The 11,222-nt window shown below is 68.2% G+C and carries 11 protein-coding genes; 2 read left to right on the top strand and 9 right to left on the bottom strand.

Annotated elements, in window-relative coordinates; genetic code table 11:
• Nucleotides 1-419: 419 nt before the first annotated feature.
• Nucleotides 420-1,010, bottom strand: a complete 591-nt coding sequence (locus NE609_RS12140) for a hypothetical protein (RefSeq protein WP_121586869.1) — start codon at nucleotides 1,008-1,010, stop codon at nucleotides 420-422.
• 133 nt (nucleotides 1,011-1,143) lie between these two features.
• Here NE609_RS12140 and NE609_RS12135 point away from each other — a divergent pair, with 133 nt between their 5' ends.
• Nucleotides 1,144-1,911 (top strand): TatD family hydrolase, encoded by a 768-nt coding sequence (locus NE609_RS12135; protein WP_121586870.1) that lies wholly within the window; start codon nucleotides 1,144-1,146, stop codon nucleotides 1,909-1,911.
• Between the two features lie 348 nt (nucleotides 1,912-2,259).
• A complete protein-coding gene (locus tag NE609_RS12130; RefSeq protein ID WP_121586871.1) occupies nucleotides 2,260-2,904 on the top strand; it encodes an N-acetyltransferase in 645 nt (214 codons plus the stop codon).
• 52 nt (nucleotides 2,905-2,956) lie between these two features.
• Here NE609_RS12130 and galU read toward each other — a convergent pair whose 3' ends face one another.
• The 8 genes from galU to rfbG form a co-directional block, all read right to left on the bottom strand.
• The gene (gene galU / locus NE609_RS12125; protein ID WP_172439150.1) at nucleotides 2,957-3,829 is read right to left on the bottom strand and encodes a UTP--glucose-1-phosphate uridylyltransferase GalU; all 873 of its coding nucleotides are present in this window, start codon (nucleotides 3,827-3,829) and stop codon (nucleotides 2,957-2,959) included.
• Between the two features lie 113 nt (nucleotides 3,830-3,942).
• Complete coding sequence (locus tag NE609_RS12120; RefSeq protein WP_256152646.1) at nucleotides 3,943-5,091, bottom strand: polysaccharide pyruvyl transferase family protein; 1,149 nt, start codon at nucleotides 5,089-5,091, stop codon at nucleotides 3,943-3,945.
• Complete coding sequence (locus NE609_RS12115) at nucleotides 5,088-6,242, bottom strand: O-antigen ligase (protein WP_256152645.1); 1,155 nt, start codon at nucleotides 6,240-6,242, stop codon at nucleotides 5,088-5,090. Before NE609_RS12115 ends, NE609_RS12120 begins: the two co-directional genes overlap by 4 nt.
• A complete protein-coding gene (locus NE609_RS12110; protein WP_256152644.1) occupies nucleotides 6,239-7,369 on the bottom strand; it encodes a glycosyltransferase in 1,131 nt (376 codons plus the stop codon). Before NE609_RS12110 ends, NE609_RS12115 begins: the two co-directional genes overlap by 4 nt.
• Nucleotides 7,366-8,577: a glycosyltransferase gene (locus NE609_RS12105; protein WP_256152643.1), complete on the bottom strand. Its 1,212-nt coding sequence runs from the start codon at nucleotides 8,575-8,577 to the stop codon at nucleotides 7,366-7,368. Before NE609_RS12105 ends, NE609_RS12110 begins: the two co-directional genes overlap by 4 nt.
• Nucleotides 8,574-9,593 carry a glycosyltransferase family 8 protein gene (locus NE609_RS12100; protein WP_256152642.1) on the bottom strand — a complete coding sequence of 340 codons (1,020 nt, stop codon included), beginning with the start codon at nucleotides 9,591-9,593 and terminating at the stop codon, nucleotides 8,574-8,576. Before NE609_RS12100 ends, NE609_RS12105 begins: the two co-directional genes overlap by 4 nt.
• Entirely contained in the window at nucleotides 9,590-10,144 is a 555-nt protein-coding gene (locus NE609_RS12095) for a dTDP-4-dehydrorhamnose 3,5-epimerase family protein (protein ID WP_256152641.1), read from the bottom strand. Before NE609_RS12095 ends, NE609_RS12100 begins: the two co-directional genes overlap by 4 nt.
• Nucleotides 10,141-11,211 carry a CDP-glucose 4,6-dehydratase gene (rfbG, locus tag NE609_RS12090; protein WP_256152640.1) on the bottom strand — a complete coding sequence of 357 codons (1,071 nt, stop codon included), beginning with the start codon at nucleotides 11,209-11,211 and terminating at the stop codon, nucleotides 10,141-10,143. Before rfbG ends, NE609_RS12095 begins: the two co-directional genes overlap by 4 nt.
• Nucleotides 11,212-11,222 lie beyond the last annotated feature (11 nt).

The following is an 11,222-nucleotide window of genomic DNA, read 5'->3' as shown; positions in this document are numbered from 1 at the left end:
GCCCCGTGAGACAAAAATCAAACGTTTCGGGGAGCAAAGGGCTTCTGAAAAAGTTTCCTCCGGGCCCCTTCAAAACTTTGGTTCAGGCGAGGCGCCGCCCTTCGCCGCCCACGCGCCCCGTGAGACAAAAATCAAACGTTTCGGGGAGCAAAGGGCTTCTGAAAAAGTTACCCCCGGGCCCCTTCAAAACTTTTTATTCAGGCGAGGCGCCGCCCTTCGCCGCCCACGCGCCGTAGAATACCCGTGGAATCAAAGTTTTCGCCCGCCTTTTCCAAAAAGGCGGCGGGGTCAAGGGGCGGAGCCCCTTGACGCGCCCGCAGGCGCGGAACACCCCATCCTGAGAAGCGCTTTTTTGGTTCTTTTTTCAAGAAAAAAAGAACGACGGCTGATGCAAAGGGCCTTTGCATCAGCCGTCCTTTTCAGAGGTTCCCCTTCCCGTCGAGGTACTCGAGCTGGCGCTGCACCAGCCGGATCCCGGTGTGTCCGTCCGGAAGCTCCTCGACGTGCAGGTTATAAAGGCGCATCCGCTCGGAGATTTCGAGGTTCGCCTTCTCCTCCTCGTCCACGCCCATGAAGAACCACACCGCCCGCTTGATCGCGTTTTCCACGATCTGCACGTAGGGCGTTCCCGGCTCCATCATGTAGATCGACCCCGGCGCCACGCCGGTATAGGAGGCCATAAAGTTCTTCTTCGCGAGCCTGAGGACCTCGGTGCGCAGACCGCCCTGCACGTCGATGCGGTCGGCGGCGCGCTTGAGCGCCTCGAGCAGTTCCTCCTTGGTCGTCACGGTCATCACAAGCCCCTCCTGTTCGATCATCAGCATTTCATCCAGCACGCGCCCCGGCGTCTCCCCGACCGTCCGGCCGATCGCCTGGAGGATCCTTCCGGTCAGCGCCGCGGCGGGTTTCCCGTTGGCGCTCGCGAGCGTCTGCTGGCTGAGCCCCGTCTCCTTGAAGACATCGTATCGCTTTTTCCCATGCCTGCCGAGATAGGTGTCGATCAGCTTCAATGGAATCCCCTCCTTCGCTTTCACTATACTACGATATTTTTTATTAGTCAAGTATTTCGTAGTATAATATTTTTTCTGTGAGGTGCGCCATGTACCTATTTCGTAGTATAATATTTTTTCTGTGAGGTGCGCCATGTACCAGAATATCTTCGATACCCACGCCCACTACGACGACGAGCGGTTCGACGAGGACCGCGAAGCGCTGCTCGATGCGCTGCCCGCCAAGGGAGTCGTCGCGGTGGTCAACGCCGCGAGCGACATGAAAACCTCCGCCTCCGGGCTCGCGCTCGCCCGCGCGTATGATTATTTCTACTGCGCGGCGGGGGTGCATCCGCACGAGGCGGGCTCCTTCGCGCCGGGCGACCTCGACGCCATCGCCGGTTACGCGCGCGACCCCAAGGTCGTCGCGGTCGGGGAGATCGGGCTCGACTACCACTATGACTTCTCTCCGCGCGACGTGCAGCAGCAGGTCTTCGAGGCGCAGCTCGGGCTGGCCAACGACCTCGGCATGCCGGTCATCATCCACGACCGGGAGGCGCACGCCGACACCCTCGCGCTGCTGAGGAAATACCGCCCCAAGGGGATCCTGCACTGCTTCTCGGGCAGCGCGGAGATGGCGGGGGAGATTTTGAAGCTCGGCATGTACCTCGCGTTCGGCGGGGCGGTCACCTTCAAAAACGCGAAAAAGCCCGTCGAAGCGGCCGCCGCCGTGCCGCTCGACCGGCTGCTCGTCGAGACCGACTGCCCCTACATGACCCCCGAGCCCTTCCGCGGCAGGCGGTGCGACTCGTCGCTCATTCCCCACACCGCCGAGCGGCTCGCCGCGATCAAGGGGATCTCCGCACAGGAGCTGCTCGACATCACCTGCCAGAATGCGCGCAGCGTCTACCAGCTCGACTGACGGGCGGCGGGCGAGGCGAAATTCCGCCGCCAAACGGACGGAATCTCACTGGCCCAACCCATGCCGGTCCCGACGCGCGCGCCGGAGAAACCGCGAGAAATCGCGTGAAAAACAGAGGCCGCACCCTTCCCGGGGGCCGAGGCCGCGCCCCGGCGCGGCTTAGGACGCCCCCGCGCGCCACAATCCGTTTGCGGGTTCCTTGTGCAAAGTGCTATAATCAGAGCATCCAGGGACGCAGTTCCATCCGGCAAACAAAACGCTTAGGGGTGGAACTATGACCTAGCCATACTCACCAAAATATGTTGTGCCTATTTGTACCAATCAACAAAATTTAAAGGTGAGTGAATCTTGAAAACCGACCGATTATACCGCGTGGAAAAAGAGGACGCGCCGAAGCTGAACCAGCTTTTGACCGAGTGCTTCGCGAAGGATCCTCTTTACCTGCAACTGATCCCGCAAAAGGACAAACGCCAAAAACTTCTGCCGGAACTTTTTAGCTGCGACCTGGACGAACTGTTTGAAAATTGCGAGGTGTACGCCGACAGCGCCGATCTAAACGGCATCATCGTGGTCTCGGACGAAACCGAGCCCTATAACCCGCTCAAGTACTACGCCATCGAGCTGTACTACGCGCTCAAGACGGGCGCGTACCTCATCCGCGACGACCATTCGCTGCGGACCTTCTGGAACTTCCTCAAAGGCAAGGATTACCTCAACTCGGTGTGGACCGACGACATCGGTTCCGACCGCCGCATGCACGTCGTCTACTTCGCGGTGCGCCCGTCGATGCGCGGCAGGGGCGTCGCAACCAGACTGATGCGCGCCGTCCAGGATTACGCCGACGAAAACGACCTGCTCGTTTCGCTCGAGACCCACAACGAGAAGAACGTCAAAATGTATGAGCACTACGGCTTCCGCCTCTTCGAGGTCGTTCAGAAGCACTTTTCCCTCAAGCAGTTCTGCATGGTCCGTCCGGGCCATGCGGCCGCGTGAAATGAAAACCGATGAAAAAGAACCGCCTTCCGGCGGTTCTTTTTTTGCCCTTTTACAGCGTGCGGACGAATTCGCGCAGGTAGTCCCGGAATTCCCGGCCGATCTCGGGGTGGTTCACCGCCGTCTCGACCGCCGCCTGCATGATGCCCAGCTTGTTGCCCATGTCGTACCGGGTGCCGACGAAATCCACGCCGATCATCCCCTCCTCCCGCGCGAGCACCTTCATCGCGTCGGTGAGCTGGTATTCCCCGCCCGCGCCCACCGGCAGCGACTCGAGGATCTGAAAGATGCCGGGCGGCAGGATGCAGCGCCCGAGGATGGAAAAGTTGGAGAACGCCTGCTCGGGGGTCTGCGGTTTTTCGACCATGTCGCTCACCCGGTAGACGTTCCCGCTGAGCGGGTCCACCTTGAGGGAGGAGTAGCGCGTCACCTGGTCGAAGGGCACCTCCTTCATGCCGAGGCAGCCGAGCCCATGGCGCTCGTACTGCTCGATCAGCTGGCGGCAGACGGGGTCCTTCCCCATGATGACGTCGTCGCCATAGAGCACCGCGAACGGCTCCTCCCCCACGAACGGCTTCGCGCAGAGCACCGCGCTGCCCAGCCCCTTGGCCTCCTGCTGGCGCACATAGGTGATGTTTGCGAGCTGGGAGATGCCCACCACCTCGTCGTAGACCTCCCGCTTGCCCTTTTTGAGCAGGTGGTCCTCCAGCTCGGGGGAGCGGTCGAAGTGGTCCTCCACCACGTGCTTGCCCCGGCTGAGGATGATGCAGATGTCCTCGATGCCGCTTTTGGCGGCCTCCTCCACGATATACTGGATCGCGGGCTTGTCCACGATCGCCAGCATCTCCTTGGGCATCGCCTTCGTCGCCGGAAGCACCCTCGTCCCCAGCCCCGCGGCCGGGATCACTGCCTTGCGGATTTTCATCTTCATCGCTCCTTGCCGTTATTCCGTCTTAGTTTGCGCCGAAGCGCGCGGTTTATTTTCCCACAGGTCCTGTTCCCATCATATTCGATTCCCGCCCGTTCGTCAATCTTCTTTCACATGCCCGCCCCTTCGAGCGCGCCGCGCAGCAATCCCAGCGACCTTTCCCGCAGAGCTTCCAGCCGCGCCGGGGTCCCGGCCGGCAGCGGCCCGGCGGCAAAAGCGCCGGGCGAAATCCGCCGGTCCTCCAGACCGAGCAGGGGAAGCAGCGTGTCCAGCCGGGTGTTGGTGGAGCCTCGCGCGCCGGACAAAAAGCGGTCGAACAGATAAAAGCGCGTGCCGAGGAGGGCGGAAAACGCCGTGCAGTGGTAGGAGTCGGTGAGCACGCAGGCCGCGCCGTCGACAAGGGACAGAAACTCCCCGGGCGAAAGCCCGTAAAGCGGGATATCCGCGTAACCGCGGTCGGCTGAGACGGCCCCGTCAAGGTGGGGAAGCGCCGCGACGGGCAGGCCGGACGCCTCCCGCAGACGGGCGGCAAACTCTCGGTGGGCGGGGTTTCGGCCGAGGAAATAACAGAGCAGATAGCCGCCCGCGGGGAGCGGCGCGGGTTTTTCGAGCGCGCGCCATTCCCCGGGCGGCAGGAGCAGGACCGGGTCGGCGGCGAGCGGGATCTCCCGCCCAATCAGCTCTCCGATCAGCGCACGGCCCGACTCCTCCCGCGCGGAAATCCAGTCGAACCGGCGGAGGAACCGGGCGGCTGTCCGCCGCTGGCGGACAGAGAGGCGGTCCACCCCGAAGCTCGCCGCCCAGGCGAGCTTCGGGACCTCCTCCGGGACGAAATCGAGCGTATAAAAGCCGTCCGGGTAGTTGGCGGGGTGCCAGAGCTGGTCGCTGCCCGAGAGGAACGCTCCGTAGCCGGGCACGGCCCCCTCGAGCGCCGCCCTGCCGCAAAGGCGGGGGGAGAGGCGCAGATATTCCCGCGCGAATTTTCCGAGCGCCTCCGCGCGCGCCGCGCGGCCCGCGGCCGCCCCGGGGCCGAGGCGCGCTTCGCGCGCCGAATCCGCCGCGCGGGCAAGCCTGCGCCCGACGCGGGCCGGATCGAGCCGAAGGCGGCGAAGCCTTTCGGGCAGGCTCCGTTCCGGTTCGTACCAGAGCGTCTCGTTCGGCACGCCGAGACTGTCCAGCGCCGCCTGCGTGGCGTACGCCTGCAGGACGCTCCCGTAGTTTGGGACCTGCCAGCAGGAGGCGACCGCGAGCGGCTTCATGGCGCCGCCTCCCCCGCGGAAAATTCCCCCGCAAAGAAGCAGAGGGTGAAGAGCAGGAAGTTGTGAAACCGGTAGGGCTCCATCTGAAAGGCGAGCAGCAGGCAGCCAAACGCCGCCGTGAGCAGGAAGCCCGCGCGCGTTTTCCGGAAGCGCCACAGCCGCCGCGCGCAAAGGAAAAGCAGCAGGAAAAACGCCGCCACGCAGACAAGCCCGCCGGTGAACGCAAGGTCGAGGTAGAAGTTGTGCGCGTGGGTGGCGCCGATGAGGGCGCGGGCCTCCGCCGGCTCGGGCAGGCCCGCGCCGGTCAGCGGGGAACGCGCGAAGGCCTCCCCCGCGCGCTCCCAAATCCACGCGCGCCCCGAGAGGGTGGCGTCCTTGTGGAGGGCCCGCTCGAGGAAGCGGGAAAACCGCTCCTGCACCCCAAAGCAGACGAACCCCGCGAAGACCAGCGCGTTCCCGGCGAGCGCCGTCCCCGCGTTTACAACGCGGGGCCTCCACCCGGCGGCGGAGAGGAGCACGGCCAGCAGGAAGAGCAGCGTCACGGCGGCGGAGGTCACCGTCCACGACCGGCAGGCCGCCCCGGCCGCGCAGGCGCAGACCGCCGCCGTCCGGACGGACAGCCGCCGCCCCCGCTCGCAGTCGCGCAGGGCGGCGAGGCAGACGGCGGGCAGCAGGGTGGTCAGCGCGGCGTTGTCGTAGCCGAGCAGATAGTTTTCGCGGTAGGCCGCCGTCGCGTACATGCCGCCCGGAAAGGCGAGCACCGTCGCGAAGTGCGCCGCCGTAAGCAGCCCGAGCGCGAGGGACGCGCCGTCGAGGAACGCCCGGCGGCCGGTGCGGACCGCCATTTCCGTGATGGCGGCGGCCGAAAGGGTGCTGACGACGATCATCGGCAGGGTGGAACCGAAGCTGCCGAGGTGGGACCAGGTGGTCAGCAGGCGCGCGCCGCAGAAAGCGGCGAGGGCGAGCATCCACTTGGAGAGGCTGCGGTAGAAAATGAGCCAGACGAGCAGCCCCGTCCCCACCGCGATGTAGCGCGCCGCGTCCCATGCCCGGTCAAACGCCGCCAGCGCCGGCAGGTCGGAGACGCAGACGGGCTTATAGAGGAGCAGGAAGGTCACGAAGAGGTAGGCGCGGCTTTGGAGCAGCCTCAAAGACCCCGCCCCCTCTCCGCGCGGCAGCGTTCATAGAGGGCTTCCAGCCGCCGCGCCGCCGTTTCGGCGCCGCAGCCCGCGGCTTCGACTTCTTCCGCGCGGCATCTTCTCGGGAGGCCCTTCGCGGCGAGAATTTCCCCCGCCCATCCGGCGGCGGAAAGCCCGGGCGGCAGGAGCCGCAAAAGCCCGGTGACGGCCGCTTCGCGCGGCACCGCGCCATCGGGGGCGAAGCAGGGCAGGCCCGCCGCCTGCGCCTCGAGCAGGGCAATGCCGAAGCCCTCGTACCGGGTGGGCAGCGCGAACGCGTCCATCGCCTGAAGGAGCGCGGGCACGTCCTCCCGCGCGCCCAAAAAGCGCACCGCCTCCGCGATCCCCAGCCGCCCGGCCTCGGCGCGCAGGGCTGGCCCCTCCTCTCCGTCGCCCGCGAGCAGCAGCAGGGCGTCCGGTTCGCGCCGCCGCAGCTCCGCGAAGAGCGCGAGCAGGAAGGGCAGGTTCTTCTGCTGGTCGAAGCGCGCGGCGCAGCCGACCGTGAACGCCTCCCCGAGCCCCAGCGCCGCGCGCGTCCGCCGCCGGACGTCGGCGGAAAAGCCGAACCGCGCGGTGTCGACCGCGTTGGGAAGCGTGGTGAACGGCGCGTCCCCGAAGAGCCAGCGCCCCGCGTCGGCGGAGCAGGCGGCGCGGTGGGTGGCCTCGCGGCGCATGAAGCCGCGCAGAAGCGCCAGCGCCGCCGGGCGGGCAAGCCGCCGCGCGGTAAACCGGAACGGCAGGCGGACGCCCGCGAGGTGGGCGTGCACGATGCGCGCCGGCACCCCGCGCCGCCGCGCCAAAAGCGCGTAGAGGGCGGACCACTCCTCGAGGTGCAGGTGGACGGCGTCGTAGCTTCCCGCGCAGAGCGCCGCGTCCACGGCGCGCAGGTTTTCCCGCAGATTTCCCACGCGCGGCGGGATGGGGCGGACGGGAATCCCCGCTGCCTCGAGGGCGCGCCGGTTCGCGCCCGGCCCCGCCGGGTCCGCCTCCGCGAGCACCTCGCAGCGAAACCGCTCCCGGTCGAGCCGGGGCAGCAGCCCGGCGAGCAGCGACCCCACCCCGCCGATGCGGACGGAGGGCGCGATATGCAAAATGTTCACGGCGTTTCCCCCTCGCAGAGCGTTTGATAGATCGCGAGCAGCCGCCCGCGGACCGCCCCGGCGGAAAACCGTTCCCGCGCGACCCACGCGGCGGCACGGCCCATCCGTTCATATTCCGCGGGTGGAAGGGCGAGCGCGCGGGAGAGCGCCTTTGTGAGCGCGTCCGCGTCGCCCGGCGGGACGAGGAAGCCCGTCTCCCCGTCCGCGACGTGCTCGGCCAGCCCGCCGGCGCGCGACGCGGCCACGACCCGGCCCGCCGCCATCGCCTCGCAGGCCGCGTACCCGCTCGCCTCCCGCCAGAGGGAGGGGACGGCCACGCACTTCGCGCCCCGGTAGAGCTTCCGCAGGGCCTCCCCCTCCACCCGGCCGCGGAAGGACACGCGGGAGCCTCCCCGCGTGGCCGCCGCCTCCAGCGCGCTTTTCAGGGGGCCTTCCCCCGCGACGACGAGCGGCGCGCCGAGCCGTCTTGCCGCCTCGAGCAGCGGGAAGAGGCCCTTCTCCGCCGAGAGCCGCCCGCAGTAGAGGATATAGTCCCCCTCGGGCGGCGTGTAATTGAACGCCGTGCCGGGCGGCAGGGGATTCGGCAGGTGCAGGACGGGCGCGCGGGAAAATCCCGCGCGCTCCAAAAGCGCCCGGTAGCATTCGGACGGCGCGATGAAGCAGCCGACCTTGTCGTAGAGGCGCAGGCGGCGGGCGGCCCATGTCTCAAAACTCCCCGCGAGGCTTTTTGAGACGGAGCCGCCGACGCACCGGTGCAGGAGACAGGCGCGGCATCCCCCTCGCAGGCAGTCCTCGCAGGGCTTCCCCGCCCGCAGCATGAGGTGGTTGGGGCAGAGAGGCAACAGGTCGTGCACCGTCCAGACGACGGGGATTTTCCGCCGTGCGAGCGGCCCGAGGATCGACAGGGTCAGGCTGTGGTGCACAAGATTCAGGTGCGCGACATCCGGGCGCTCCCGCGCGAGCAGGGCGTCGAGCTTTCGGGCGGCCTCCCCGTTCCAGAGCATCCGCGCCGCGTCGAACGGGCGCTTTTGGGGGTCGAGCGGCCGCGCAAAGAATTCCGCCTCGCCGCAGGGCAGGTTTCGCGGGTCCGCCGCCGAGAAGTGGCAGACCTCCTGCCCCGCCTCCCGCAGCATCCGGTCGAGCGCGAAGAGGTAGGTTTCGGTGCCGCCCACGGGATAGTGGTAGCGGTTGACCAGCAGGATCTTCATCCGCGCCGCCTCCTTCGCATCCGGCTTTTCACCCCGCGCGCCCACGGATAAGCGCGCGCGTGCAAAAACGACATCCCCGCCAGCATCAGCCCTCGGGGGAGCAGATGCGCGGCGGCGGTCGTCAGCCGGCCGACCGTCCCGCGCCCGTCCGGGCGCGGCGGCTCCTCCCGCCAGGGGGACGCGGCCTTGTGCGCAAGATACTCCGCCGCGAAGGGGTGCGGGCAGTCCGCGTTCCACGGACGGCTCCCCGAATAGAAGCAGGCGGTGAAGTGCACGACCGCCGGGTCCTCCACCGCCGCGCGCCACTCCGCCTCGGTGGGCGGATGGGCGGGCCTTCGCAGGCGGAGCAGGTCGCGGTAGGGAAAATCGAAGAGGACGGTGGGCGCGCCGAACCGGGGCGGGAGCGCGCCCGTCTGCCCCAGCGCGCCGAGCGTGCCGTTGAGCACCCCCTGGTCGACGTAGGTCACGTCGCCGCCGCGCGTCCGCAAAAATGCAAGGAACCGTTCCTCCGTCCCCTCCCGCCGCCAGCGCGCCAGATCGAGGAGCAGCACGCCGCTGCCCACGTAGGGCGCGTCGGGGGGCAGGCCCAGCTCGGCGGCATACCGCCCGCTGCGGCAGTCGTCCACGCCGAGCGCGCTGGAGGAGCCGAACGGCCGCTCCCAGAGCGGGGCGAGCGGGCGGCGCACGAGGGTGTCGCAGTCGAGGTAGAGGACCCGCTCCGCCTCCGGGGGCAGCAGGGAACCGAGGAAGAGGCGTTGGAAGGTCGCGGGGTGCCAGCGGCCCTCCGCGACGGGGATCCCCGCCCGTTCGGAGGGGTCGACGCCGTGGACGAAAAAGAGCGCCCGGCCGTATTCCGCCGCGACGCTCAGCAGCTTTCGCCGATTTTCCCCGCCGATCCCGCAGTCGACCATCCAGACAGCAAGCTCCTCCACATCCCGATTGCTCTCGAAGAGGGAGCGCATCGAAATTCCGGCGATTTCGGCGTAGCCGCCGCTGCTCGCGTAGACGACGTTCACGGCGCTCCCCCGCAGAGCTCCCGCAAGCCGGGCAGCGCCCGGTCCCGCTCCGAGAGGATGGGGCGGGCGTCCCCCTCGAGCGGCCATTCGACCGCGAGGCCCGGATCGTCCCAGCGCACGCCCCCCTCCCGCGCGGGGTCGTAGCCCGTGCCGCAGGAATAGGCGACCACTGACCGCTCGAGCGCGAGATAGCCGTGCGCCACCCCGTCGGGGAGATAGAGGCACTCCCCCGATTCCCCCGAGAGCTCGAACGCCCGCCACCGCCCAAAGGTGGCGGAGCCGGGCCGCAGGTCGGCGAGCACGTCGTAGACCCGCCCCGAGACGCAGCGGACCAGCTTATCCTGCCCCCGCTGGAAGTGCAGCCCGCGCAGCACGCCCCGAACCGACTCGGTCCAAAAGGTCTCCGCCGGACAAAAGTCGATGCCCGCCTCCCGGAAGATTTCGCGGGAATAGTCCTTGCAGAGGCACCCGCGCCCGTCGGAGAACCGCTGCGGCCGGATGCGGTAAGCGCCCGCCAGCCCGGCGGGCGCAAAGGAAAACGGCCGGATCATGCTTTCCCTCCGTCCCCGCCGTCAAAGAGGCTCAGATATTCCGCCATCTGGCGGCGGGCGCAGTCCGCCGCGCCCTCCCCCGCCGCATGGCCTTTCGTCCATTCCACCGTCTTTTCGACGGCGGTCTCGATCCCCCACAGCGGCCGCCAGCCGAGCCGGGAGGCGAGCTTTTCGCCGTCGAGCAGGAGCGTGTCCGCCTCGGGCGGCCCGCCGTCCGGAGCGGAAATCCACGAGGCGCCTTCTCCCCACGCCTCACAGAAGAGGTCGGCCAGTTCCCCCGTCGTGACGCGGCCCTCCGGGCCGGGACCGACGTTGTAGCAGCCCGCGAGCGCGGGGTCCTCCGCCTGCCGCGCGGCGATCAGCAGATAGGCGCAGAGCGCCTCGAGCACATGCTGGTAGGGCCTCACCGAGCCGGGATGCCGCAGCCGCACGGGTTCCCCCGCCAGCACGGCGCGCACGCAGTCGGGCAGGATGCGCCCGGGCGCGAAGTCCCCGCCGCCGATCACATTGCCCGCCCGCGCGGTCGAGACGGCCGGGCCGGAAGCAAAGAAGGATTCCGCATAGCTCCGCACCGCCAGCTCGGCGCACGACTTGCTGCCCGCGTAGGGGTCCGCCCCGCCGAGCGGGTCCTCCTCCCGGAAGGGGCGGCCCGTGTCGCCGTTCCGATAGACCTTGTCGGTCGTGACGACGAGGACCGAGCGCACGCCCGGATGCCGTCGGACGCAGTCCAGCAGGCGCACCGTGCCCATCAGGTTGACGTCAAAGGTTCCGGCGGGGTCGCGGTAGCCCTCCCGCACGATCGGCTGGGCCGCGAGGTGGAAGACCACCTCGGGCTGGAACGCGTCGAAGAGCCGTTCGAGAGGGTCCGGGTCCCGGATGTCTCCGATGACCGAACGTAGCTCCCTCTCCAGCCCGAGCACCATATAGAGGGAGGGCTCGACCGGCGGCAGCGCGTAGCCCGCCGCTTCCGCCCCCAAAAGCCCGAGCAGTCCGCAGAGCCACGCGCCCTTAAATCCGGTGTGCCCCGTCACGAGCACCCGCCTGCCCCGGTAAAAATCCAGCTTCATGCCCTTCCCTC

Origin of the sequence: Anaerotruncus sp. DFI.9.16 (genome assembly GCF_024461615.1) — a bacterium.
GTDB classification, from domain to species: Bacteria; Bacillota; Clostridia; order Oscillospirales; family Ruminococcaceae; genus Anaerotruncus; species Anaerotruncus massiliensis.
The sequence above is the reverse complement of the archived record's forward strand: the minus strand, read 5'-3'. Positions and strand labels throughout refer to the sequence as shown.

Bases quoted from the DNA above. Each gene is read 5' to 3' on its own strand.
- NE609_RS12095 (WP_256152641.1), bottom strand. From the start codon at position 10,144: ATGATCCGGCCGTTTTCCTTTGCGCCCGCCGGGCTGGCGGGCGCTTAC.
- NE609_RS12105 (WP_256152643.1), bottom strand. From the start codon at position 8,577: ATGAAGATCCTGCTGGTCAACCGCTACCACTATCCCGTGGGCGGCACC.
- NE609_RS12135 (WP_121586870.1), top strand. From the start codon at position 1,144: ATGTACCAGAATATCTTCGATACCCACGCCCACTACGACGACGAGCGG.
- rfbG (WP_256152640.1), bottom strand. From the start codon at position 11,211: ATGAAGCTGGATTTTTACCGGGGCAGGCGGGTGCTCGTGACGGGGCAC.
- galU (WP_172439150.1), bottom strand. From the start codon at position 3,829: ATGAAAATCCGCAAGGCAGTGATCCCGGCCGCGGGGCTGGGGACGAGG.
- NE609_RS12120 (WP_256152646.1), bottom strand. From the start codon at position 5,091: ATGAAGCCGCTCGCGGTCGCCTCCTGCTGGCAGGTCCCAAACTACGGG.